Origin of the sequence: Paenibacillus vulneris, from assembly GCF_039543185.1 — a bacterium.
GTDB classification, from domain to species: Bacteria; Bacillota; Bacilli; order Paenibacillales; family NBRC-103111; genus Paenibacillus_S; species Paenibacillus_S vulneris.
The window spans coordinates 811-25,705 of the sequence record NZ_BAABJG010000058.1 but is presented as its reverse complement, the minus strand read 5'-3'; the positions used below and the strand labels follow the sequence as shown (position 1 = coordinate 25,705).

Genomic DNA, 24,895 nt, shown 5'->3' with positions numbered 1-24,895 from the left:
TATGCGTATAAAAAGCAGAACAAAGTCGATTTTAGTTGTAATCGCTTTCGCAATAATGGCTTTCCTATGGAACGGCTGTATGCCGCAGGAACAGCAGCCAGGCACCCAAGACATTAGCACTAAGCCTATAGGCATCATGGTGCCCCTGCATCAGAATCAGGCTCCCCCGCAGGAGATGCTTCGGGCGATAGAGCAGGCCGCCCAGGCGAAGCTCGAATTGGACTGGATTCCTAATGACAACTATAAGGAAAAAATGATAAACGCACTGCAAACGAACTCCTTAAAGCAAGTGACTTATGTGAACCAATCGGACTATATGTACGTCAAAAATGCGATCCGTTCCGGCATGTTCTGGGAAATCGGCCCTTACCTGGAGTTTTATCCGAATTTAAAAACGTTGAGCAAGAGTATCCTTAACGAATCAAGTGTTCAAGGTAAAATCTATGCTTTGTATACGGAAAGGCCTGCTTCACGGCAGGGGGTTATTTTGCGGAAGGATTGGCTTGAGCGGCTGTATCTGAAGGAGCCGGCGACTATCGAGGAGCTGTACCAGGTGCTGAAGCAGTTCACTGATCGGGACCCGGACGGGAACGGGCTCCATGATACGATAGGCATTGCAGATCGTGGAGATCTTACTTACGGAGCATTCAAAACCTTAAGCTCCTATTTTGGAACTCCGAATAATTGGGGACTGCAGGACGGGACCCTGGTTCCGGATTTTCAAACGAAGGAATACCTCGATACGATGAATTTCATGAAAAGGCTTGTCAGCGAAAATATGATCAATAAGGATTTCGCCGTAACCAGCAAGCAAATTCAGCGATATATGCTGATCAACGGGAAAGCGGGAGGCTATATCGGCAGCATGGCGGACGCACCTCGTCTGCAAAATGAGCTGAGGAAGTTTGATCCGAACGCCGAGCTGACCCTGATCAACCGGATTCGCGGTCCGAAGGGCGAAGGAGTATGGTCCAATCCGGGCTACAGCGGGCTGTTCCTGTTCTCGAAGAAAGCCATCAAGAACGAGGAGGAGCTGCGGCATATTCTTGCTTTTTTTGATCGCAGCATGGGAGCGGAGATCAGCAGCCTGCTTCAATATGGAGTCGAAGGAAGGCATTATGAACTCGTTCAGGGGCAAATCACGGTAACGGCAGCCATGAATCAGCTTCATGACACGGAGGTGCTGCCTTTAACTTCTCTTGTCATCGGGGGGATGCATAACCCGAATTTGATGAAGGTGAAGGATGAGGAGGATCCTTTGGTGCTCAAAGCGAACCGGTTGATTAAGGATAATGAACAAATGCTGATTCGTGATGCTGCGGAAGGGTTGTCCTCGGAGACGTATGATCTTATGGGAGCCAATTTATCGGACATCATCACCGATGCCACACTGAATTATATCCTTGGCAAGATCGACCTGACGGCTTTTCAAAATGAGCTTCAGACATGGGAGAGCCGCGGCGGGGGGGATATCATTAAGGAGTTTAACGAAGCGTACCGGAAAAAACATAATCCCTAGTATTTTTGGCTGTCATCTGTGATGACGGTCTTTTTTTTGCGATATAATGGTTCTCCCCACAAAGCAACTGAATCCGTTTCGCTAAGGCCCTGCTTTGTAGGGTTATTTTGCGCTAGGCAAGGATGAATACCATTCGATATGCCCGAATTACAGCCATTTTAGGGGATGTGCAGAATTTAACCTGCCTCGCCCGAGATGCCCAGAAACCTTGATAGAACAAGGATTTCATGCGGGTGTGAGTCAATGATTGTAGTTGTAATGACGGTTCCCGTTATATGATAGCTCCAGCAACGAAAACATACAAAAAAACAAACGAAAAACAAACGGAGGTCGAAGCATTTGAAGATGAATCCGAAGTATGTGAAAAGAACCAGTATGGCCTGCGCCACGGTACTAGCCCTTTCTACTATCCTGGCAGGCTGCGGCGGTGCCAAAACGGACAACAAACAGGCGGCAGATTCAGGAGCTGCTCAAAATGAAGGACCGCTTAAGATTACGATCATGGCCAACTTGTCTACACCTGAAGTCCCTTCCGATAAAATAAAGAAAATATTGGAGGAGAAGACGAACAGCCAAATCGAATTCCAATGGGTTCCGGACGGGTCCTATGACGAGAAATTCCAAGCCGCTTTTGCAACCGGTTCCTTGCCTCAGGCAGCCTACCTGAAAAACCAGTCCTCCTTCGTGCTGCTCCGCGATGCGATCAAGAACGGACAGTTCTGGGAAATCGGGCCGTATCTGAAGGACTATCCTAACTTAAGCAAGTTGAATCCGGACGTTCTTAAAAATACGGCGGTTGAAGGTAAAATCTACTCCTTGTATCAAGAAAGACCGATCGCGCGTCAAGGGGTTATCTACCGGAAAGACTGGGCCGACAAGCTTGGTTTGCCTGAGCCGAAAACAACCGACGACATTTACAATATGCTGAAAAAATTCAAGGAAGCCGACTTTGCGGGCGGCGGTAAAACGTTAGGCCTTGCAGACCGTAACGATCTGGTTTACGGCTCGTTCAAAACATTAGCTTCCTACTTCGGAACTCCGAACGGGTGGGGCGTTCAAGACGGCAAGCTGGTTCCTGATTTCATGACCAAAGGCTACATGGATACGATGAAGTTCATTAAGAAGCTTCGCGATGAAGGCCTGATCAACCAGGACTTCCCGGTAACGAGTAAAACCGACCAGCAAAACATGATGTATACCGGTAAAGCGGGTATGTACATCGGTTCCATGCAGGACGTGCTGACGATTCAGGATAAAACGTCCAAAAACATAAAAGAAGCTCAATATGATGTATTGAACCAATTTACAAGCCCAAGCAACAGCAAACCGACCACTTGGGGGATTCCAGGCTACGGAACTTTGGTTGTGTTCCCTAAATCCGCTGTAAAAACAGAGAAGGAACTGAAGCAAATCCTGGCGTTCTACGACAAATTCTTCAATCCGGAAATCGCTAACCTGTTGAAATACGGCGTAGAGGGCACACACTACACGCTGAAAGACGGTAAGGTACAGCCAGGCGAGGATGAGAAGCTGAAGGAAAAAGAGCAAAAACCTTACCTGACGGTAGCTTTGGCGGACACCACCAATATCCTTCCATCGTTGTACACGCTGAAGGCACAAGAGAAAGCCGTCAACCTGTCCAATGAAGCGGTGAAATTCGCTATCCAGGATCCGACGACACCTCTGGATTCCAAAACGTATAACGAAAAAGGCGCGAGACTGCAAGACATCATCAAGGACGCTACGTACAAATTTATGCTTGGCAACATTGACGAAGCCGGCTTCCAGGCAGCCGTCAAAAAATGGCAGGATGACGGCGGCGCCAAAATCATGGAAGAATATAACGCATCCTATAAAGCGAGCGGCGGTAAATAAATAAGTGCTACCAGGGGAGGGCCTCCTGATCATGTCAGGAGCCTCTCTCCGCCATTACGTTACCCCGGAATCCGCTGATCTTGATGATCTTATGGAAGGAAAGGAAGTTAATCACTATGAGCAATACTGTCGCTGAGCCTAAAGTGATGGAGGCTCCCAAAACCAATAGCGATTTAATGAAAAGGCTTGTCCGGAACCGGTACATGTATTTCATGATCATTCCCGGCCTGATCTATTTCATTATCTTCAAATATTTGCCCATGTACGGCTTAATTATTTCTTTCCAGGATTACATGCCATACAAAGGGATTCTGGGGAGCGAATGGGTAGGGTTGAAGCATTTCGAAAAGCTGTTTACCGATAGTGAGTTTTGGACTATTTTCAAAAACACGCTGGTGCTGTTCCTGTACAACATTTTCTTTTATTTTCCTGTACCTATCATTTTGGCGATTATGTTGAATGAGGTAGCCGGCCAGTTTTTCAAACGGATCGTTCAAACGATCGTATACATACCCCACTTTTTGTCCTGGGTTATTATCGTGTCCATTACGTACGTCATGTTAACGATGGATGGCGGAATTATTAATGAATTGCTCGTTTTCTTCGGCTTCGCCAAGGTCAACTTTTTGTTAGATGCCGTATGGTTCCACCCGATGTACATTGCCCAGGTTATTTGGAGAGAAGCGGGCTGGGGAACGATTGTCTATCTGGCTGCCATTGCTTCCATTGATCCGCAGCTGTATGAGGCGGCAAGAATGGACGGAGCCGGCCGATTCAAGCAAATATGGCATATTACGCTTCCATCGATCCGGAGTGTCATCATCGTCCTGCTCATTCTTAGAATAGGCAACGTTCTCGATCTCAGCTTCGAACATGTATATTTGCTGCTCAACTCTATGAACCGTCCCGTAGCGGAAATTTTGGATACTTACGTGTATACCGTAGGCTTGAAGCAGGGACAATTCAGCTTCAGTACGGCAGTAGGCTTCTTCAAGTCCTTTGTAGGCTTGTTCCTGGTGGTTCTATCGAATAAATTGGCTAAAAAAATCGGCGAGGAAGGCATTTATTAATTTATTCCCGGAGAAAGAGAGGGCATCTTCATGGTTCAAGATAAAACGTTTGGCGGCAGAATGTTTGATATCGGCAACATCATCCTGCTGTCCATCATTGCGCTAATTACCTTCCTCCCGTTTTTGCATGTGGTCATGGCGTCCTTCACAACGGAAGAGGAGATGGCCAGAAAGCCGTTCGTACTGATTCCAACGGAATTTACGATCAAAGCCTATCAATACATTTTATCCACGAATGCTATCTATAAAGCTCTGGGAGTTTCCATCGGAGTTACGGTAGTCGGTACGCTGGTCAGTATGGTGCTTACCTGCCTGATGGCCTATGGCTTGACACGCAGGGACCTGGACGGGCGCAGAGTGCTGATGTTTCTGGTCGTATTCACCCTGTTGTTCAACGGCGGGCTCATTCCTACATTCCTGGTCGTTAAGGAGCTGGGCTTGGTCGATTCTTATTGGTCCCTTATCCTGCCGAGCGCGGTCAATGCGTTTAACCTGATCATCATGCGAAGCTTCTTTATGAATCTTCCTGAAGGAATAGAAGAGTCGGCCAAAATTGACGGCTGCAACGATTTCGGCATTTTGTTCAAAATCGTCATTCCATTGTCCATGCCGGCTATCGCAACGATTTCCTTGTTTTATGCGGTCAATTACTGGAACACTTATTTTAATGCCATCCTGTACTTGAACGATGCCTCCAAATGGCCGATCCAGGTGCTGCTGCGTCAAATTGTTATTGTGGCCAGTGCCTTCAGCGCCGATACGTCCGGCTTTGGCGACGATTTCGTCAAGCCGCCGGAGCAAACGATCAAAATGGCCGTCATCATGGTGTCCACCATCCCGATCCTGCTCGTATATCCGTTCCTGCAAAAATATTTTGCAAAAGGTGCCCTGGTCGGTTCTGTAAAAGGATAAGAAGCTTCCTGTAAAAAATAAAACATCAGCCTTGGTCCGAACATTCGGGCTAATAAGGCTGATGTTTTTTTGCCGCAGGGGATGATCCTGGCGAAGAGCTATTTCAAAAACTGAATCAACAAACCGACAAGAAGCACCACGGCGGCAGAGGTGAAAAAGAAATAACCGAAGTACCGGATCGGCGAGGGCATGGAGCCTATGTCCGCTTTTTTGGATGAACCTCCGTTCTGTATAGGCTGGGCATCCTGCAGCGGGTTTATATAATCGGCTTTCTCTACCCTGGCCGAGTCCGGCTGGGTTTCGTGAAGCGGCTTAGTCATAAAGCTTCTCCTTTCCGAAGGAAAGATCAGGTAAGGCGATGGAAGCTCCCAGGAGTGGGAAATATTGATATATATTTTGACGCATGAAATTCCCAAAAGTTGCTTGTTCGAAACAGCATTTGTACGGGTTGTCATACAGGCACCTGTCTAATTTTATATATATAGGTGAATACCGTGCTCCGGCTAGGTGATTCTCCATAGACTGTTGGTGTGTTCGATAGTAACACGCCCTTAAAATTCATGGAGGTGTTCCTAAATGGATAAATTTAAACCAATGCCAATGCCAATGGTATCACCAGCTGAAATGCCAGGACCTATGCCAATGATGAATGCACCTATGCCTTTCCCTTCACCAAATTACGTCTCGCCCAGCTTCGCGGCACCAAGCTACGCTGCCCCAATCAATGTTCATGCCAGCAACGAAATAATCAACATCATCGAACCGAAGAAACATCATCACCATCATGGTCATTGCCATAAAGGGTGTGGATGGACATCAGTTGGTACAATTCTTGTATTGTACATTCTGCTTGTTATCATCCTGCGCGGCGTCGTCAGATGACACAGTAGAGGCGAGGTGAATCATAGGCCATGCCCACTGCCATGATGGGAAGGCTCCTTACTTTTTACGGGTTGGGTAAGGAGCCTCTCGCGGGTGGCTTTCCGATGATTGAGCGAAGTTTCCAGTTGGGAATGTGGAGCGAAATTTCGGAGGATACCGGGATGCAAAACGCGGGCTGATGGGGGTGATAGAATAACTCGGGTATTTGAGAACCATCTAGGGATACATAGTTGAGCAGGTGTACCTATCGGAGCATGCGCATTGGTCATTTCCTTGATAGTGCGCCGGACGGTTTGCGAGGGCAAACACGCGAAGTGCAGGGAAAACGGAGCTTTACTCTTTATATGTCAGGAGTTCTTGATTGTCCCGGCTTATTTAATTAAGCAGGGCCCGAATCGGGATTTTTTTGCGTAAAGGGTTGACAGAAGAAGCTATCCTCCGTTATCGTATTAAACAAACGTTTAATTAAAACAGATATTTAATACAAAGGGAGAGGTGCTATGCTTAACGCTTTGCAAGCTTATTTGAAGAAACCGGCTACCATCATTGGTATCGTGACGGCCATGATGTTTCAGGTCATCTTCAGTATCATTTGGATGACGGGATATGCTGGAGTTACGGATAACACGAAGCATCTTAAGATTGCGATTGTGAACGAAGACAACGGGACGGGAGCGAAGGTCATTGATCAGCTAAAGGAGAATTTGCCTTTTCAGCTATTGACCGACAACGCTTATGATTCAGCCCGACAGCGGTTGGAGCGGCGGGAGGTGCAGATGGTGCTACACATTCCGGGTGACTTTACCAAGCAGCTGCAAACCCCGGGACAGAAGGCGCAGATCGAATACACGATTAATGAATCGAATCCGGCCTTAATCAAAACCATGATGCAAGGTGTTGCGAATGGAGTCACCGCGACCGTAAATAAAGAGGCTGTTGCCGCAGGGGCACAAGCGGTTCTGACACAAGCGAATATTCCTGCACAGCAGGCTCAGGGAATGGCTCAAGGACTTGCAGAGAAGGTTACGGGACAACTGGAGTACATCCATCCGGTCAACGGAATGGCGAACCAGATGATCCCTATGATGCTGGTGTTGGCTTCCTTCGTAGGCGCAATGATTATGGGTATGAACATCCAGCAGGCCACCGGGATGATGGGGCACAGCATCGGCAAGTGGAGCAAATTTGCCGCTAGGATGACCATTAATGTGATCTCGGCTGTGTTCATTGCTTTGGTAGGCACTTCGCTGGTGCTGTCCCTGGGCGGCACTTCGGCAGGGGGCTTTCTGTCCATGTGGCTGTTCCAGACCTTGTTCCTGCTTACTTTCATGATATTCTCCCAGATGTTTCTTATTCTGTTCGGCATGGCCGGTATGCTGTTCAATATTACTATGCTGTCGGTGCAGCTCGTATCGTCCGGCGCCATGGTGCCGCGGGAGTTATTGTCCGATTTTTATTTGAAGCTGAGCGAGTATCTTCCGGCCACCTATGCGGTTAGAGGCATCATGAACATTGTGTATGATGGCTCCGGAGCTTCGGCCGAGGCATGGAATCTGGTAATGATTATGCTGGTATGCGGGCTGATAGGCGCTGCTGTGACAGGAATCCGAAGACAGGCCGTCCCGGTGCCTTCCCGAGCGGAAGCAGGTCTTACTCGGGCTTAAGTTGCAAAAGATAGTATGAATCCGTCGATGCTTCCTTCGGCGGATTGTAATACGCGCAAATTGTAACCGCTTGCGATTCTGACTTGAAAGCTCCATAATAAGAATAATTCACGAAGAAAGATCCGGCATTGCTTACTTATTACTGCTTTTAAAGCTGAGGAGATATTATGACACAAACCGAATCGGATATGAAAATACGGATTTTGCTTGCAGCCAAAAAGCTGTTTGCCAAACAAGGCTTTGACGGAACGACCGTACGCCAAATTTGCGAAGAAGCGGGCGCTAATGTAGCGCTGATTTCGTATTATTTCGGGGGAAAAGAAAAAGTATTTCATGCGGTCATCGACTATTTCTTCGTCGGCCATCGGCTGGAGGAGCTGGAACAGCAGCTGAAGGAGCCGGTGTCGGGACTCAAGCTTCTGGTGAAGGAAGTCGTATGGTTCTGCATGAACGAGCCGGAGCTTGCCTCGATTATTCAGCAGGAATTCGCAGCCAATTCCCAGAGGTTGTCCCATATTACCGAGCGTACCTTTCCGATTTGGATCAAGATAAAAGAGCTGCTTGCCAGAGGGAAACAGGAGGGAGTATTTCATTTTGAATCGCTGGATCATACGCTGCTTTTTGTCGTCAGTACGGCGCTCTCCTTCAAAAAATTGGTCACCCTGAGGCCTCTGTTTACTGAGCAGGAGGCCAGTGTGGGAGCAACGGCGGAGCATGCCAGCCTGTTCGTGCTTCGGGCACTCGGGGCGGCAGGATTTGATGAGCAATAGGGCTGCAGCCGAGCAGGTTAAAAACAAAAGGAAATAGGCCGGGGATCCTTACGATCGCTCGGCCTTTTGTCGTTGATGTTGAGATTGAAGTAACGTTTATTTATCAGGGGTCTCTTTAGGGATAAACTGATAAATATCGCCCGTTTCAAACGAGTCGATCAGCTTATCGAGCCACTTATAGTAAGCGATAGCATGCTTGATTTTATCTATATCCCTGCTCAAGCAGGTCTGAAGGAGCTCGTCGTCGGGGAAGCGATTGGATAAATCCTGCAGCTCCGCTAACGATTTACGCATGGATTGCAAATTGATTTCCAGCGCCTTACGCCACTTGATGTCGAAATAATCGGCAAACGTCTGGTACCAGTCCGATTCTACCTCATAAAGATCCTTCCGCGATCCTTTTTCCCATACTTGATTCACCATCTTTAGATCCAGCAGCGAACGAATCCCCGTGCTCATGCTTGTCTTGCTCATCTCCATGGCTTCGCCCATTTCGTCAAGCGTCATCGGTTTGTTTTGAAAAAACATTAATCCGTATAACAGACCATGAGATAGCGTGATTCCATACAAGTCCATATTTTTGCCGATAGATTCGATGACGCGCTTCCGCGCTTTTTGAATCAGTTCCTCCTGCTCGGGCGCGATCCCTTCTAACCCGTTCATTCTTGCACCCACTCCTCTGTCGATGTCCTAGACTTAGATGGCAATCATCATTATCAGAACTCAGGATTATTGTAAGAAACTAAAGGCAGATTGTAAAGCTTTGGATAACGGACGATAAGAAAGGAATCGGGAGGATTTAACGTGTAAAGTTTGTAAAGTTTTTTCTGTACGTACAATACAAACGAAAAAAAGTGTTGACTCTGTACAAAGCATTCTTTACACTTAGTTACGAGAGAACTGGAAACGAAATGGAATGGAACGAGGTGAGCCCATGGCCATTATCGAAGTAAAAGAGCTTTCGAAAGTATTTGGCCCAAATCCCGAAAACGTGCTCGGTCTTCTCGATAAAGGCTGGTCCAAGGACCGTATTTACAAGGAGACAAAGCATACCGTCGGGGTTAATAAAGTTAGTTTCTCAATTGAACCGGGGGAAATATTCGTCATTATGGGATTGTCGGGAAGCGGCAAGTCCACGCTGGTCCGGCTCCTGAATCGTCTGATAGAGCCGACGCTCGGAACGATTGCAGTCCACGGTCAAGATATCGTGCGGATGAGTCAAGAGCAGCTGAGGCAGGTTAGACGGAAGCAGATCAGCATGGTATTTCAAAAATTCGCATTGTTCCCCCATCGAACGGTGCTTGAGAACGTGGAATACGGTCTGGAAGTGCAAGGGATAGAGAAAGCATCCAGACGGAGCAAGGCGGAAGCCGCGCTGGAGCTGGTCGGTCTGAAGGGATGGGATACCAGCTATCCTGATCAGCTGAGCGGCGGGATGCAGCAGAGGGTAGGGCTTGCAAGAGCTTTAGCCAATGACCCGGATATTTTATTGATGGATGAAGCGTTCAGCGCCTTGGATCCGCTTATTCGCAAGGATATGCAGGATGAGCTGCTGGAGCTTCAGGAGAAGATGAAGAAAACGATCGTCTTCATTACCCACGATCTGGATGAAGCGCTGCGGATCGGCGACCGGATCGCCCTGATGAAGGACGGGGCGGTTGTCCAGATAGGCACACCGGAAGAAATATTAATGAATCCGGCTAACGAATATGTAGAGCGGTTCGTGGAGGATGTCGATCTATCCAAGGTTCTGACCGCCGCTCATGTCATGCGCAGGCCGGAGACCGTGGGACTCGACAGAGGTCCGCGGGTAGCCCTGCAGCTGATGCGGGATAGCGGCATCTCCAATTTGTTCGTGGTCGATAGATCCAAGAGGCTGATCGGGGTTATCACTGCGGACGATGCCTCCAGAGCGGCTATGGAAGGTCAGTCGTTAGATGATATCGTCATAGCCGATGTGCCTACCGTAGCTCCAGAAGTGCTGCTTCACGAATTATTCGAAATATGCGGCTCATCCAAATATCCCGTTGCCGTTGTCAATGAGAACGGCCGCATCGTAGGCGTGATTGTCCGCGGTGCCGTTCTGGGAGCTTTGGCTGGACAGCATATGGCAAAGGAGGTGACGGCGAATGATTCCGAAACTGCCTCTTGACGAGTGGGTGGAGAACGGGGTTGATGCGCTTGGGACGCATCTGTCACTGCTCTTCGATGCGGTCGCGGCCATCATTGAAGGGATCGTAAACGGCATCTCTTCCGTACTCCATCTGGTACCGTCCTTATTATTTATCGTATTGCTGGGCGCGGTTGCGTACTGGTTCGCCCGTTGGCCTATGGCCTTATTCACGATCATCGGATTATACCTTATCGATAATTTGGGATATTGGGACCACACGATGGACACGTTGGCCCTGGTGCTGACATCGGCTATCATTTCTATCGTGCTCGGAATCCCGCTCGGCATATGGTGTGCGAAGGACCAGCGCGTGCAAAATGTGCTCACGCCGGCTCTTGATTTCATGCAGACGATGCCTGCCTTCGTCTACTTGATTCCGGCCGTTACCTTTTTCGGTCTGGGAGTCGTGCCCGGAGTTATCGCCTCCGTGATCTTCGCGGTGCCGCCAACGATTCGCCTGACGAATTTGGGCATACGCCAAGTTCCGGCCGATCTGATCGAAGCATCCCATGCATTCGGCTCTACGTCGGGGCAGATGCTGTTCAAGGTCCAGCTGCCTTTAGCGGTGCCTTCCATCATGGCAGGCGTGAACCAGACGCTGATGCTGGCTTTGTCCATGGTTGTCATTTCGTCCATGATCGGAGCCCAGGGCATTGGGGCCGATGTGTATCGGGCGGTCACACAGATTAAGACCGGCCAAGGCTTCGAAGCCGGCTTAGCAATCGTTATTCTTGCTATTTTTCTGGATCGAATGACGCAGCATCTCGTGAAGCGAAAAAGAACAAAGAGAGGGTAATGAAATGAAAAAAACGATGAAAGCATTTATGTTCGCGGGGCTCTCCGCCCTTGTTATTTTGACCGGTTGTGCCAAGGAAAAGGAATCGGCGCAAACCCAAACGATAGGCGCCCAGGTCAAGCATGAGATTATCGGGATCGATCCCGGGGCCGGGATTATGCAATCGACGGCGCAAGCGCTCAAGGATTATGAGCTTACGGATTGGAAGCTGGTCGAAGGCTCGGGAGCAGCCATGACCGCGGCTTTGGATAAAGCCTACAAGGATAAGAAGCCGATTATCATTACCGGCTGGACCCCGCACTGGATGTTCGGCAAATATGATTTGAAATATTTGAAGGATCCCAAAAATGTGTATGGCGGGGACGAACAGATTCATACGATTGCTCGCACAGGGCTAAAGAACGATGAGCCATCGGCTTACAGCCTGCTGGATAAGTTCGAATGGACACCTGAAGACATGGCCAAGGTCATGGTAGATATACAAAACGGCAAAAAGCCGGAGGAAGCTGCCGCCGCATGGGTAAATGATAATGCAGCCAAGGTGGACGAATGGAGCAAGGATATTCCTAAAGCGGAAGGGAAAAAGCTGAAGCTTGCCTATGTTGCCTGGGATTCGGAAATTGCCAGCACCAACGTTGTGAAGAACGTGCTGGAGACAAGGCTGGGGTATAAAGTCGAGCTGCTTCAAGTTGAAGCGGGACCGATGTGGGCCGGTATCTCTAACGGGGATGCGGATGCAATCGTAGCCGCGTGGCTGCCGACAACGCATAAGGATTACTATGAGAAGTATAAAGGGAAGTTTGAAGACTTGGGCGTTAACTTGAACGGGACAAAAATCGGACTTGTCGTTCCGTCCTACATGGATATTGATTCAATTGAGGATTTGAAAACAAAATAACGATGCAGAGCAGGGAGCCGTTTTCGTGGGGAAAGCGGCTCCTTGGTCTGTCGGATGTTCCTGCTGATTAATAAAGAAGGAACCCTCCTTGTGGGGGGAGCTAAAGCTGCGCTTATAGCTCATCCTTACCTTGCGGCTTGGCGTGGGTTACTGTATCGTATCCCCCTGTTTTACGGGACTCAGCTTGCTGTAGGACAGCAGCTCGGAAATCGTAACAAACCGGTAGCCTCTTTTTTTCAGCTCAGGCAGTATGGTTTTCAGGGCAGCGATAGTCTGTGTCTGTCCTTCTACATAATCATGGAACAGGACGATATCACCGTTGCGGGCATTATTCAGCACGGTGGAGGTGATTTTGGAAACCCCTGGCGTATTCCAGTCCATAGTGTTCTGATGCCATGACCACATGACTATGGTAAAGCCTTCCTTTCTGGCGATGCGTACGAGAGTCTCATTGTAGTAGCCGCCCGGGGGCCGGAACAGGTGGGGCCTTTGTCCGCTTGCCTTAAATATAGCGTCCTGCGTTTTTCGAAGCTCATCCTGCAACCGATTCTCGGATACCCTTTTATTGAAATATAAATGTCTATAGGTGTGATTGGCAAGCTCATGACCTTCGTCCGCTTCCCGTTTGACAAGATCAGGGTACAGCTCGGCTTTGTTTCCGATGATAAAAAAGGTTGCCTTGACCCCGTACTCTTTCAGTAAGTCCAAGATTATAGGCGTATCCTCGGGGTCAGGACCGTCATCGAAGCTGAGCGCTATGACCTGTTCCTCGGTCGGGACTTCCCAGACTACCTCACCCCGTTTTTCAAAATACGGTCGTCCCTTGCCGGGTGCGGCCGTTATGGTTGTACTGAATCCAAGCAGCAGTATGCAGCCTGAAAGCGCCAATACTTTGAAGTTGCGACTACGCATGTCATTGAGGCCTCCTATTGCATCCTAAATATGAGAGTGTACCATAGTTTTCCCGCACAGAGTAAATTTAGACATCCGCTTCCTTCCAATTACAAGGACTGCTTTGGTGTTCATGCTATTATTAGCAAGGATCGAAAACTGTTGCATAATCAAGAAAATTGTGGTAATTTATAGACAACATTGGATATTACGAGCGGAAGAACCGCCTCTATCCCGCGCTGACGCGCCGGGAAAGGGGCGGTTTTTTTGTCGTTGGAGGAAATACGGGTTCCGCTTCAGCATGAACATGATCTGGACAAGAGGTGAAATTTGGGATGAGGGGACAGCAGGGACTAGGCATTGGAGATCTGCTCGGACAGCGTTATCGCATTGAATCCGTCATCGGCAGGGGAGGAATGAGCACCGTTTACCTGGCTCAAGATTTGCGGTTGCCGGGCAAGCGCAGAGCAGTGAAGGAAGCGAGGCTGGAAGAGGATGAAGCGTATGCAGGATTGGCGGAGGCGGACATGCTGGTTCGTCTTAACCATCCGAACTTGCCGGATATTATTGATTATTATGCCGGCGAACGGGGCGGATACAGCTATCTGGTGATGGATTATATAGAGGGGGAAACGCTTCTTCAGCGCTTTGAGCGGAGCGGCCGCCGTCTGGGGCTGGATCAGGTAATGGATTATTCGCTGCAGCTGTGCGATCTGTTTCAGTATTTGCACAGCCGCAGGCCGGAGCCGATTATTTATCGCGACTTAAAGCCATCCAATCTGATGATTGATGTACAGGAGCGGCTTCGGCTTATCGATTTTGGCATCGCGCGAAGCTACAAGGCAGGGCAAGCTGCCGATACGGTGCGGATCGGCACGGTCGGCTTCGCGGCCCCCGAGCAGTTCGAGGGGAGGCAGACCGATGAGCGCACCGATTTGTACGGGCTCGGGGCGCTTATGTATTTTTTGCTGAGCGGCGGACAGTATTACCACGCCGCCCGCATGCAGCTGAGGGAGCTGGATGCGAAGCTCCCCTCCCAGCTTGCCGCACTCGTAGAGCGGCTGCTGCAGGCGGACCCGGCCGCCCGGTATCAAAGCGCGGCCGAGGTGCGCGAGGAGCTGCTGCGGCTGCAGGCGGAGCGTCGACCGCCGGCCAGGGCCGCAGCGATGCGCGGCGGCGGCACTGCGGCGCAGCCGCCGCGCATCCTTGCCGTAGGCGCGCTGTACAGCGGCGCCGGGGCCACCTTCGCGGCGATTACGCTTGCCCGTGCGCTGCACGGGCTGGGCGTACCGCACGCGGCAGCCGAACCGCCGAAGCAGCAGCCGGAGCTGCACGCGCTGCTGTTCGGCGAGAAGCATGCGCCGCCCGGCTATCGCTGCTACAACGCGGCGGGCGCCGACATGGCGCGGGATGCAGCCTGGACGGACGGCTGCACCCTATGGCTGCCCTCGGCTGCGGAGCCGCCGGGCGGCGAGCCCTCCAGTCGCTGGGTGCGAACGCTTCTGGAGCTGGAGCTCCCCATTGTGCTGGTAGACATTGGGGCGGAGTGGGATCGACCCGATATTCGCGAGCTTCTAACCGGGGAGACGGTCGATATCCTTTATGTCACAGACCCGATTCTTCATAAATTGGACCTTGAAGCGACGCGAAGAAGCCAAATCCAGCTGCAGCAGCTTAAGGAAGCAGGTAAGCGGGTTTACGGAATGGCTAACAAAACGGTAGCCTCTGGTCATACCGCCCATTGGCTGCGGGTTCTGCCCGAGCCGCCGGTCTGTCTTCTGCCTGCGATCGACTACGCGGCCATTGCCGAAGCAAGCTGGCTCGGCCATAGGGTACAGGATCGCCCGGTTGTAAGGGAAAGGCTGCTTCGGGCGGTCCAGCCGTGGCTGAGAGATTGGCTGGAGAATCAAGCCGGACTTGCAGGACATACTGCCGCCGGCGGTACGCTCCAGGTGCTTCGCAAGCTGTGGAAAAACGGATAACAGGAGAAGAAGCCCGATGAATTTCTGGTATAAATGCATGTATTATGTGCTGGTTATTGGCTTATGTTTGTCCGGGCCTGCACTGTTGATAGGATGGAAATGGGGGGTTGAGCCGAGATGGGGCACCGTGGAGGTGCTTCAGGCAGCTCGAACCGTAGAGCGCGGCGTACGATTATCGGAGGCTGACCTGAAGAAGGTTAAGCTGAAAAAGGAGCTGCTGGTAGACGGAGCTATAGATAAGCTGCCCCGTGCCCTTGGGCAGGAAACCACGCGTGTCATCCGGGCGAATGAGCAGATCACCGATGCCATGCTGAACACGAATCACCTTCTCCCTGGCCCAGGAGAATGGAATTTGTCGCTCCCTGCGGAATGGATGTTCGGAAAACCACCGGGAAGCCTGCTGCGGGGAGATAGGGTCTCTCTCCTGCTCGTGCAAAAGGAAGAGGCCAAAAAAGCGGAAGATAAAGCGGGCCAGGAGATGACTCGGGATAAGCTGGAGTCGCTGAACATTCCGTTTGAGGAGGAAAAGAGGCTCGCGGAGATCGTTGTCAGCTACGTCAAAGGTACGAACAATCAGGAGATTGCCTCGACGGATGACCGGAAGAAGACGACCGGCGCCGTCAATACGGTGGAGCTGATAGTCAACGATGAGCAGAAGGAGCTCATTCGCAAATACGGCACCAAGGGTTACCGTTTTTTGATCATATATAGATAAGGAATATCAAGGGAGGCGTACGATAATTGAATGCTTATGTAGTGGCAGAGGATCGGCGTTTGATAGAAGCGCTGCGGCTTTCAAACGATTATGACTCCATATCACCGATCTCTAAGGAAATGATTACCGTTCTGCTAATGGAAGGAGAGGAGCTACGCGATAGCGGCAGCTTCGATACGATCTTGGCGGAATTAGGCTTGGCGGCACCGGTCGGCAAAACGGGATCAGCAGGTGATGCGGAAGTTTGGATTGTCAGCGGAGAAAGTCTGGATATCTATGAAGCTATTGCTTTGCGGGAAAGATGTCCCGAGCCTGCCTTTATTTATTTGTTAACCAACGATCCCGATTTTCCCGCGATGAAAACCACCCAAAGCCTATGCGCTGCGCACGGAATCCGGTATGTGATGCCTTATCTGACCCCGGAACAGGCTGTCCGTGAAATCGGAAGGCTATGCTTCGAGAGACAGCAGACTGCAAGTAAAGTGATTACAGCCATTGGCGCGCTGCCGCAATCAGGCCTTACCTCAAGCCTTTTGTTGACGGGGGTACAGCTTGCCAGGCTGTCGGGCAAACGAATCGGCGTTCTAGGCTTGAACGGCTGGAACCCGGGGGATAGCGCTCTTAAGTACGAAGGCAAGTATTTGGATGAGCTGTGGGGCAGTCTTCAAGGACGGCAGCTGCATGGAGAAGAGCTAGTAGGGAAAATGCATCGGGCGGCACCCGGCGTGCATTATTTGGCGGGCAACCGGGATCTGAAAAAGCTGTACTACTACCACACGGACGGGATTTCCTGGCTGATTGAGAAGGCGCGCGAATGCTTTGATCTGGTGCTGATCGATGCAGGCAGTTATCCGGATCATGCGTTGTCTGCACAAAGCATCTATGCTGCGGACCTTCTTTTGGTACAAATGAATCAGAGTCAGGCGGCTAAAGAGCAATGGAGGCGAATGTGCGAGCAGATTCTATCCCCCGTGTTTCATTTGGAAAGCCGGCAGGCGATGCTGCTGTTCAATCGCATGGTTCGCTCCCCTGATATGGAGAATGAGAAGCAGCTGTCCCGTCAGTTGGACATGCCCTACGTCGGAAGTCTTCCTCATGTACCGTCGTTTTACCGGTGTGAATCCGAGAAAAGCCTGCTCCATCAGCATTGGCCCGATTATGACAAGGAATTGAACAAGCTGTGCCGGGCCATTCTTCATTACTACAGCATTCCCCTTCAGTCTGCTACGGGGGCATCAGCCTCCCGTATGGCGCCAAAAGCGGCCAAGGGCTCCTGGCTTCGTTGGATGAAGCCGTTGAAGGAGGCGTAAATCCAATGGAGGGTTACTCCAGATTCCATATCGGTCAATTTCATAGGGAAGCATCACCGCCGGAGGTTTCTTCTACTCTCCGTGCTAGCCAGCCTGCGGCTGAACCGGGTCCTGCGATTGCCGGGAGGATGACATTCGATCAGGCATGCAAAACCTACAAGGAGCTGGTCGGTGAGCGTTTTGCCGGAACGATGCACCGCAGGGAGGACGATCCCTTGTCTGCCGACGGGACGAGAGTGGATGAGGCTCAGGCCTTCGTTGAGCTGGAAAATAAAGCGATTATCGGTGTTCCTGAAACTGTATCGGCCATTATGGAGCAAATTCAGTCCTATGTGGATCAGAACGGCCTTTACCAGGTAGAGCTGCCGGAATATTACGCCGGACTAAGGCCGTATGCCCGGGAGGAGCAGCAGTGCTACTCCGACATCACCCATGCGATGTTTCACGAAATCTACGGCTTTAAAGCGCTGGCCTGCTGGCAAAAGTACCCGGACAGCTACGCGGCGCAAATTATCGGCACCTCGATTTGGATTCATCATCATGGACGGCATGAGCGAATGCCCTTCCAGTTCGCATCCACCCAGGATGTCGATAAAATCATTCGCGCATTAACCAGGCAGAGGGAGGATGCCATCGTTAATTTATACAACACTACACTGGAGGTTGATTTGTATACGGGGGAACGGGTGACGCTGACGGTCAAGCCGGATGTAAAACATGATGTCATTACGTTCCGGCGGTTTCTGATCGGCAGGGTAACGGTGGATGATCTGGCGGACGAACGGCGCAAGACGATTCCGCCTGAAGCGGCTGTGCTTCTGAAGGGCATTTCCAAAACGCATTGCAATCTTTTGATCATCGGTCCGCCAGGGACCGGCAAGTCCACTACTTTGAAGGCGCTGCTCGCCGAAAGGGCTGACGATTACACCGGGGCAATTATTGAGAAGCATTACGAGCTGGCCGCGAGCCGGGATTTTCCCGAGAAAAAATTAATCGAGCGGGTTACTCATGAGAACACGTTCCATCATGCAATGGATCAGGTGCTTCGGTTCGATGTCGATTATGCAATCATCGGTGAAGTAAGAAGGATCGAAGCGGAAGGGGCTATGCTCGCTTGCGAACGGTTGATGAAAGGATTCGGAAGTACGTTCCATACGTGGAAGCCTGAGACGGTCCCGTCCCAATTCGCCCGGCTGTTATGCAGCCTGAACCCGGGGGTGAGGTTCGAGGAGGAGGAGAAGCGGGTTGCTGATAATATAGACATTCTCATCGTTCAGACCCAGGATGTCCGGAGATCGCGCAAAAGAATCAAGAGCGTCATGGAGCTCCGCTATAACCGCTTGAATGGCGAGATTAGCACGCATGAGCTTATGCATTGGAACGAGAAGGACGATACGTGGTCCTACAGGAACGATCTAAGCGAACGCCTGCGCAAGGAAATGCGCGAGCTGCAGCCCGAGTGGGCCGAGATTACCGAACGGACGCTTAAGAGATTAGCCGAGGCGTCGCCTATTCCCGAAGGGGAAGGGGTCGTTGTGTTGAACCCGGCGTATGCGAATCCGCTTCATCGAATCAGCGATACTTTGGCGAGGCTCCAGCCCTATGAACAGAAGCTGCGGCAGGAAGCGGTTATCGGAGTACGTGAGTGTATCGAGGCTTGGGGAGGGCGGACAGGTGGCACTGTATCCGATCGTTAATGCTGCAGTACTGTTCATCTCCGCTTGGCTATTCACGGTGGGGCTGTATAAGACCTGTTATCCTGCGCTTCGTTATTGGGGGGAAGCCGTTCGAACCGACCGGCGATACCGCAAAGGAATGAGGCAGCTGCGCAGGCAAAAGGAGCCGGGGGAGGAGGCCTCCTGGCTGGCAGCCTTATGGCAGCGGATGCGGCGTAAGCTGGAGCTGCTGCTAAAGGCTACGCATGGCGACCGTTTTCATGAATCTACGGTTCAGAAATTTGTATTGCTCGCTGTGTCGATGGCGGTTTCCGTTGGTCTTATCATTTATTTTATTACTTTGGATGTCCGTTTCAGCTTTTTTATGGGACTGCTTATTCTGGCGTGCCCGGTCGCTTATCACCGGTTGAAGCTCCGAAGCCTGCAAATTCAGAGTGGCTATGATCTGGCGGAAGCGGTTGGAATTTTATCCTCTAAATATAAAGTAACCAGGGGCAATATGCGAACCGCACTGCAGCTCGCCAGCCAGGAAATTTCGTCGGCGCCCATCCGCCGGCACTTTATGAACTGGATTCGCGAGGAGTTGAATTATGTGGATTCGCGCGAAATGGAGAAGGCGATTGAAGAGTTCATCTACAGCATTCAAACATCCTTTGCCAAGCAGCTGGGGCTGACAGTGCTCAAGGGGCTGCTTCGCAGCGAGAATGTCGAGAGCACGCTCAACGCGATAGATAAAAATATTCATAAGCACATCGATATGCTGCGCGATGAAGGAGATTCGAGCTCGGAGGTGCTGCAGCTTAGCTGGCTGCACGTGATTCTGTTTCCTCTGTTGATCATTATTATGATCGTTTTTATGGGATATAACAGCACGATGCATTATCAGCTCGGGACCGAGCAGGGACGATTCTGGCTGACGGCCACACTTTGCTTTATCGGCGGGTCCCTGCTATTAGCGGTTTGGTTCCGCCGCCCTCCTAACGATTACTGAACAGGATTGGAGATGACGACAGCTTCATGATATGGCAATCCGGAGGCTATGTCCTGGCAAGCTCTTTATTCGCGCTGCTGATCTGCTTGCTTTATGTTTATGCCGCTTATTTGGTACACCGGAGAATGCGCGCGCCTTTATCTTTAAAGTATATGACCCGGCTGCAGTATATGCAGCTGAAACGATGGCTGCAGCATCCGGAGCTGGAAAGGCGTTTGGAGCAAACGGGCTACCCGCTCAGGTTGAACGCCTGGAAGATTCAATCGATCCGATACGGCATAGCTCTGGTATGGATATTGAACAGTCTCTATGATGCTTCCTTCCATTGGGCTGAGCTTACCTGGCCCAGCTTGCTGCTTCGCCTGTGGGGGCCGGTTGTCGTACTGCTCGCCACGAATACAAAAGCTTCCTTGCTGACTTACCTGTTGAGCAAATGGAAGGAAATCGATGATGGTGAAAAAAATCGCGAGCTGTTCATGATTTACAGCATGATCGCAGATGAGCTTAAAGGCAACCCGAAGCGCAGGCTGAATCTTCACACCTTGCTGACCAAGCTTAGGGACTATACAGTGCGCATTAAGCCTTCCTTGAATAAAGGGCTGCGGAGGTTCGACGAGGGAGCCCATTTCGCCTTGCAGACGATTGCCGAGGATATCGGCACCCGGGAGGCGAAGGAGCTGTGCAAGCTGCTGGCGGATTTGGAGCTGACTCCCCCGGAGGACATCTCAGCCTTGGTCGATACCCGGGAGGAGAGCTACACGCAGATGCTGCGTGAAAACCGCCGCCGTCAAAGAAAGTTTTTCGGCAGCATCGCTTATGCGGCCGCATTCAGCCCGCTGCTCATTTATTTATGGAATGCGTTAAATATTGCTCAGCAGTATGTGACGGATTTAGCGCGCAGCACGAACCATTTTGGATAATGAAAAACAAGGAGCGAATAACGAATGAAACCGGCTTTGGAGAAGTTTTTATTAATTGCGGCAACGCTGGCTGCTATCGGGATTTTTATTTTTGTAGCCTTATGGGGATCGATTAAAGAGAAGAAAACGCAAATGGACGACTTGTTCAACAATACCAACGTCCCCACTTCGTATCATTATCAAATCAAAGGAATGCCGCAGACGGACTCCGTAAGGGTGGAGAATCCGCTGGCCGTAAGCTCTGAGTTCTTGACGGTATGAAGGCCGCTTTGGTGGAGATGCTGACGGTTTACATTTTAATGCTCCTGCTGTTCCAGCCGATCCTGCACGACATTTATTCGACACGGGCGAATGCGGTCGAGATGGTGCTGGATAGTGCGATCCAGAAGGCGGCCAATGCCGACAACGGCCGATTTACGCCGGAAATTATCGAGGAGATGCGGGGAACGCTCGTGCATACCTTTTTGCTGGACGCCAGCGATATCCGGTTTACCGGCACGACAGAGCTTACACCGAGGGGAGAATATATTGAAGGGAAGCTATCGGTGAAAAGCACGCCCAGATGGCTCTTTCGCAGCTTGTTCGGCAGTCTCGACCGCGACCCGCCCGAAATCGTTCGTTATGCAAAGCAAATGAGCGAAGCTCTGGTACGGTGAACCGGATATGAATCGGGTGCTGCTTCTCATTTTTGTAATTCTGATGTTTCTTTATACGACAAGCTTTGAAGCGGACCGTTACGTGACCGAAACAACGCATAATCGGCTCAAATTCGCGATAAATCGGGGGGCACACGACGCTGCTTTGCAGGTGAAGAAGGACCGGCTTGCCGAAGGGGAAATCGTATTTGAGCGGAGCGATTCCAGAGCCGCCTTCGAAGCGGGCATGCGGTACAACCTGCAGCTCGACACAACAGGGGAGCCTTATACAGGAACCCTATTGAAGGATCGGCCGATCGTCGTATTCGAGGACTATGTGGATGACAGTACGCCAGGAGTGCGGTTTCCTTACAGCTACGTTCGGGAGAGTGAGCACATATCCAAAGTGCTGAAGGGGCCTGCCGTCATTTACAAGGTCAAGGTGAAGCTTCCCAGAACCAATGGGCTGTCCTATAACGGTGATGTCTATAAGACGGTCATTTACGAATATCCGCTGGATTAAGCAGACTTGTTCAATAAATGAGGTGGATAACATATTGATGAAAAAAGCAACGAAACTGGCGTCAGCCGGACTGCTTGCGTGTGCTGTGTTTTGTTCGCTGCTACCCGTTGGCACGGTACATGCAGCCGCTTCCGTACCGCCAGCCCCAAGCCTAATCCGGGTAGACAATAGACCAGCGGGAACGAGTGATCTCGTGGCGGTAAGCGGTTTGTCGCCCGGGGACGTCGTGAAGGTATACGCAGACGGAGGTGCGGCTTCACCTATAGGGAGCTCTACGGTAAGCAGCGGTTCATCCAGCGCTACGGTAATAATCGATCAGTTAGGCTCGGCGGGCGGGCATATATACGTTACGGTAACGCAGCCTTCCTATTCCGAGAGCCGGCGTGTCGTCAAATCATTCCCGGAGGAGCCGGTCTCCGCTGCTCCTGCGGTGACCTCCATACGCATATCCAACCGGTCGGGCGGCGCAGCCGACCAAATTACGGTACGAGGTCTTCACGCTGGGGATATGGTAAAGGTATATAAAGATGCATCCAAAACAAGGCTGATCGGTTCCGGTACCGTAGCATCGAGCACGACCGACGGAACCGTCATTTCGGTCGGTCAGCTTGGCCCGGAGGAAGGCGTTATCTATGTGACTGTAACCGAGCCGGGCAGAAGAGAGAGCCGGGTGGTAGAAAAGGCATATGATGCGGAGCCGAGAACGGGCAGGCTGCAGCTTGATCAAATACGCGTTATCAATGAGCGGGGATCAAATGATCGTGTTATCGTTTCACAATTGCAGCCGGGCGATATCATCAAGCTTTACGCCACCCTTCGGGACTCGTCGGCCATAGCTCAAGCCGTTGTGGCCGCAGGGGCATCCACTGTTGATATTCCTCTCGCGCTTCCTTCTACGGAGGGCGGCCAGGAGAGCATTTATGTTACGGTAACGACCTCACCGCTTTTGGAGAGCGAACGCATTTCGAAGCGATATAGTCCTGAACCTGTGACGACGGCATTAGCTCCAGGAATGATAGTCGTGACTAATGAGCAGGAAGGAACGGACGACCAAATTGAAGTTTTTGGCCTTGCACCGGGGGATATCGTCAAGGTATATCCGTCTTTGGATGCCCCGCATCCTTTGGCTGCGACAACGGTCAGTTCCAATTCCTCTTTAGCGGTCATCAAGCTCGGGCAGTTAGGTAAGCAAGCGGGCTATATCTATTTAACGGTCACTTCGGCATCCGGAAGAGAGAGCGCCAGGACGGTTAAAAGCTACGCGGCTGAGCAGGCGAGCCTTGCTCCATCGCGCTCGGATATTCAAATCCGCAACACGGCGGGGGCTAACGATACGGTTACCGTAATAGGGCTTCAACCAGGCGACAGGGTCAAGGTGTATGCGGAGGAAGCGGCTGCAGTTCCCATCGGTACGGCGATTGCGGACGCAACGGAAACCGCCGTTGTACATACCGCTTTACCGGAAACCGGGTATGGCACCGTGTATGTTACGGTAACCCGATCGCAGGGGGAGGAGAGCCCGCGAACACCTAAAATTTATGCGGCGGAGCCACTAACGCTGCCGCTCTCCCCTAACCACATTTACGTTAAGAATGTTACCGATCCTAACGTTGACGAGGTGACCGTGACCCATCTCAAGCCCGGGGATACAGTGAAGCTATACGCAGATGCCGAGTCCGTTCAGCCTCTGCTCACGGCATGGGGATCACAGGCTGTCTCTACTGTGCCGGAAGGCGGCTCCGTCGTGACAATCCCGCGTTTGCAGCTGAACTCAGAGGGCGGCAGGCTGTTTGTGACGGTGACCTCGCCGGAACGCCTCGAGAGCAGCCGTGTTCTTAAGGCGTATGAGGCAGAATAATTAAGATGAAACGAGGTAAGAGCTATGTCTACGATCAGGAGACAAACCAATAAAATGAAATTGCTGTTTGCGGCTGCATCCATTGTGCTTATTCGCAGGACTGCTTATGTACTTGCGTTGGCAACTCTGCCATTTGCCTTTGCCTCTGGCGGAGGATCGGCTCAAGCTGGTCCGGATCCTACCGAGTTTAGCGATATGAATGACCACTGGGCAAAAGTGCCCGTCCAGGAAGCTGTAACAGAAGGCATCGTCTCCGGCTACGATGATGGGACATTTCGTCCAGACCGCATGGTTAACCGGGGGGAATTCATCGATATGCTGATTGCCGCTCTGCATATTCCATTAGCAGCTTCGTCTTCGGATCGCAGCAGCAATGAGGCCAGACTTCAGTCGCTGCGTGATATTGGCCTTCTGGAGGATAAAGATGTTCCCGCCGATGAGCTGGGTCAAGAGCTGCAACGTTCGGAGATGATTCGGCTGGCGCTTCGTGCTGTGGACCCTGAAGCGGGAAAGGCCCAGCCTTCTGAACAAAAAGAGCAGGCAATCGCTGCAGGCTTAATTGAAGAGGATGGAGAGGAATCGAATGACTCTCAAACGGTGACACGCGCCGAGGCGGTCGTCGTGCTTCAGCGCTTGAAGCAGCTAGTTCAAGTAAGGTAATATTTCTGTTTCGGATAGCTTCATAAGCTTGCTTTGAAAAAACCAGATGCCGGCATTGGTGGATGCAGGCAGCTGGTTTTTGTGTACGCCCAGCATGGGCGTCATCTCTAGGGTGAAAGTCCCGAACGGGGGCTGGCGAACGCCTACCGTTAGCCAAGAGCAAGGGTGTCTGCCG

At 51.2% G+C, this 24,895-nt stretch carries 25 protein-coding genes; 21 read left to right on the top strand and 4 right to left on the bottom strand.

Features of this window, described 5'->3' with window-relative positions:
- The first annotated feature begins 1 nt into the window (after position 1).
- The 4 genes from ABEA66_RS35980 to ABEA66_RS35965 all read left to right on the top strand — a co-directional run bounded on the left by ABEA66_RS35980 (position 2) and on the right by ABEA66_RS35965 (position 5,376).
- Entirely contained in the window at positions 2-1,519 is a 1,518-nt protein-coding gene (locus ABEA66_RS35980) for an extracellular solute-binding protein (protein WP_345595342.1), read from the top strand.
- A 345-nt stretch (positions 1,520-1,864) separates the two neighbouring features.
- Entirely contained in the window at positions 1,865-3,394 is a 1,530-nt protein-coding gene (locus ABEA66_RS35975; protein ID WP_079913568.1) for an extracellular solute-binding protein, read from the top strand.
- A gap of 116 nt (positions 3,395-3,510) precedes the next feature.
- Entirely contained in the window at positions 3,511-4,464 is a 954-nt protein-coding gene (locus ABEA66_RS35970; RefSeq protein ID WP_345595341.1) for an ABC transporter permease, read from the top strand.
- Between the two features lie 30 nt (positions 4,465-4,494).
- Positions 4,495-5,376: a carbohydrate ABC transporter permease gene (locus ABEA66_RS35965; RefSeq protein WP_079913417.1), complete on the top strand. Its 882-nt coding sequence runs from the start codon at positions 4,495-4,497 to the stop codon at positions 5,374-5,376.
- Between the two features lie 98 nt (positions 5,377-5,474).
- Here the strand turns inward: ABEA66_RS35965 and ABEA66_RS35960 are convergent, their stop codons facing one another.
- Positions 5,475-5,696, bottom strand: a complete 222-nt coding sequence (locus ABEA66_RS35960) for a hypothetical protein (RefSeq protein WP_079913416.1) — start codon at positions 5,694-5,696, stop codon at positions 5,475-5,477.
- A gap of 256 nt (positions 5,697-5,952) precedes the next feature.
- Here ABEA66_RS35960 and ABEA66_RS35955 point away from each other — a divergent pair, with 256 nt between their 5' ends.
- From ABEA66_RS35955 to ABEA66_RS35945, 3 genes are all read left to right on the top strand, one after another.
- Positions 5,953-6,258: a hypothetical protein gene (locus tag ABEA66_RS35955; protein ID WP_079913415.1), complete on the top strand. Its 306-nt coding sequence runs from the start codon at positions 5,953-5,955 to the stop codon at positions 6,256-6,258.
- A 500-nt stretch (positions 6,259-6,758) separates the two neighbouring features.
- Complete coding sequence (locus ABEA66_RS35950; RefSeq protein ID WP_079913413.1) at positions 6,759-7,922, top strand: YhgE/Pip domain-containing protein; 1,164 nt, start codon at positions 6,759-6,761, stop codon at positions 7,920-7,922.
- 167 nt (positions 7,923-8,089) lie between these two features.
- On the top strand, positions 8,090-8,692 hold the full coding sequence (locus ABEA66_RS35945; protein ID WP_079913412.1) for a TetR family transcriptional regulator: 603 nt from the start codon (positions 8,090-8,092) through the stop codon (positions 8,690-8,692).
- Between the two features lie 96 nt (positions 8,693-8,788).
- Here the strand turns inward: ABEA66_RS35945 and ABEA66_RS35940 are convergent, their stop codons facing one another.
- Positions 8,789-9,355, bottom strand: coding sequence for a GbsR/MarR family transcriptional regulator (locus ABEA66_RS35940; RefSeq protein WP_079913411.1), 567 nt, complete (start codon positions 9,353-9,355; stop codon positions 8,789-8,791).
- A gap of 271 nt (positions 9,356-9,626) precedes the next feature.
- Here ABEA66_RS35940 and ABEA66_RS35935 point away from each other — a divergent pair, with 271 nt between their 5' ends.
- Genes ABEA66_RS35935 through ABEA66_RS35925 form a run of 3 tightly spaced genes read left to right on the top strand, consistent with a single transcriptional unit; the run spans position 9,627 to position 12,559 of the window.
- A complete protein-coding gene (locus tag ABEA66_RS35935; RefSeq protein ID WP_345595336.1) occupies positions 9,627-10,844 on the top strand; it encodes a quaternary amine ABC transporter ATP-binding protein in 1,218 nt (405 codons plus the stop codon).
- A complete protein-coding gene (locus ABEA66_RS35930) occupies positions 10,822-11,661 on the top strand; it encodes an ABC transporter permease (RefSeq protein ID WP_079913409.1) in 840 nt (279 codons plus the stop codon). Before ABEA66_RS35935 ends, ABEA66_RS35930 begins: the two co-directional genes overlap by 23 nt.
- Positions 11,662-11,665: 4 nt before the next feature.
- On the top strand, positions 11,666-12,559 hold the full coding sequence (locus tag ABEA66_RS35925; protein ID WP_345595333.1) for a glycine betaine ABC transporter substrate-binding protein: 894 nt from the start codon (positions 11,666-11,668) through the stop codon (positions 12,557-12,559).
- A gap of 147 nt (positions 12,560-12,706) precedes the next feature.
- Here the strand turns inward: ABEA66_RS35925 and ABEA66_RS35920 are convergent, their stop codons facing one another.
- Positions 12,707-13,471 (bottom strand): polysaccharide deacetylase family protein, encoded by a 765-nt coding sequence (locus ABEA66_RS35920; protein ID WP_345595331.1) that lies wholly within the window; start codon positions 13,469-13,471, stop codon positions 12,707-12,709.
- A gap of 314 nt (positions 13,472-13,785) precedes the next feature.
- Between ABEA66_RS35920 and ABEA66_RS35915 the strand changes: the two genes are divergently transcribed.
- Genes ABEA66_RS35915 through ABEA66_RS35865 form a run of 11 tightly spaced genes read left to right on the top strand, consistent with a single transcriptional unit; the run spans position 13,786 to position 24,720 of the window.
- Positions 13,786-15,432, top strand: a complete 1,647-nt coding sequence (locus ABEA66_RS35915) for a serine/threonine protein kinase (protein ID WP_345595329.1) — start codon at positions 13,786-13,788, stop codon at positions 15,430-15,432.
- A gap of 16 nt (positions 15,433-15,448) precedes the next feature.
- Positions 15,449-16,147 (top strand): SAF domain-containing protein, encoded by a 699-nt coding sequence (locus tag ABEA66_RS35910; protein ID WP_079913405.1) that lies wholly within the window; start codon positions 15,449-15,451, stop codon positions 16,145-16,147.
- A 26-nt stretch (positions 16,148-16,173) separates the two neighbouring features.
- Positions 16,174-17,457, top strand: coding sequence for a P-loop NTPase family protein (locus ABEA66_RS35905; RefSeq protein ID WP_345595327.1), 1,284 nt, complete (start codon positions 16,174-16,176; stop codon positions 17,455-17,457).
- Between the two features lie 5 nt (positions 17,458-17,462).
- Complete coding sequence (locus tag ABEA66_RS35900; RefSeq protein WP_345595325.1) at positions 17,463-19,154, top strand: ATPase, T2SS/T4P/T4SS family; 1,692 nt, start codon at positions 17,463-17,465, stop codon at positions 19,152-19,154.
- On the top strand, positions 19,132-20,124 hold the full coding sequence (locus ABEA66_RS35895) for a hypothetical protein (RefSeq protein WP_345595322.1): 993 nt from the start codon (positions 19,132-19,134) through the stop codon (positions 20,122-20,124). The genes ABEA66_RS35900 and ABEA66_RS35895 overlap by 23 nt, the downstream gene beginning before the upstream one ends.
- A gap of 26 nt (positions 20,125-20,150) precedes the next feature.
- On the top strand, positions 20,151-21,044 hold the full coding sequence (locus tag ABEA66_RS35890) for a hypothetical protein (protein ID WP_345595320.1): 894 nt from the start codon (positions 20,151-20,153) through the stop codon (positions 21,042-21,044).
- Between the two features lie 24 nt (positions 21,045-21,068).
- Entirely contained in the window at positions 21,069-21,305 is a 237-nt protein-coding gene (locus tag ABEA66_RS35885) for a hypothetical protein (RefSeq protein WP_079913400.1), read from the top strand.
- Entirely contained in the window at positions 21,302-21,700 is a 399-nt protein-coding gene (locus tag ABEA66_RS35880) for a hypothetical protein (protein WP_345595318.1), read from the top strand. Before ABEA66_RS35885 ends, ABEA66_RS35880 begins: the two co-directional genes overlap by 4 nt.
- A gap of 7 nt (positions 21,701-21,707) precedes the next feature.
- Complete coding sequence (locus ABEA66_RS35875; protein WP_079913398.1) at positions 21,708-22,202, top strand: hypothetical protein; 495 nt, start codon at positions 21,708-21,710, stop codon at positions 22,200-22,202.
- A gap of 37 nt (positions 22,203-22,239) precedes the next feature.
- A complete protein-coding gene (locus ABEA66_RS35870) occupies positions 22,240-24,060 on the top strand; it encodes a hypothetical protein (RefSeq protein ID WP_345595315.1) in 1,821 nt (606 codons plus the stop codon).
- A gap of 24 nt (positions 24,061-24,084) precedes the next feature.
- On the top strand, positions 24,085-24,720 hold the full coding sequence (locus ABEA66_RS35865) for an S-layer homology domain-containing protein (protein ID WP_345595313.1): 636 nt from the start codon (positions 24,085-24,087) through the stop codon (positions 24,718-24,720).
- On the opposite strand, the gene ABEA66_RS35860 is transcribed toward ABEA66_RS35865, so the two are convergent.
- The coding region (locus ABEA66_RS35860) for a hypothetical protein (RefSeq protein WP_345595311.1) at positions 24,703-24,895 on the bottom strand (193 nt) is incomplete at its 5' end. The genes ABEA66_RS35865 and ABEA66_RS35860 overlap by 18 nt on opposite strands.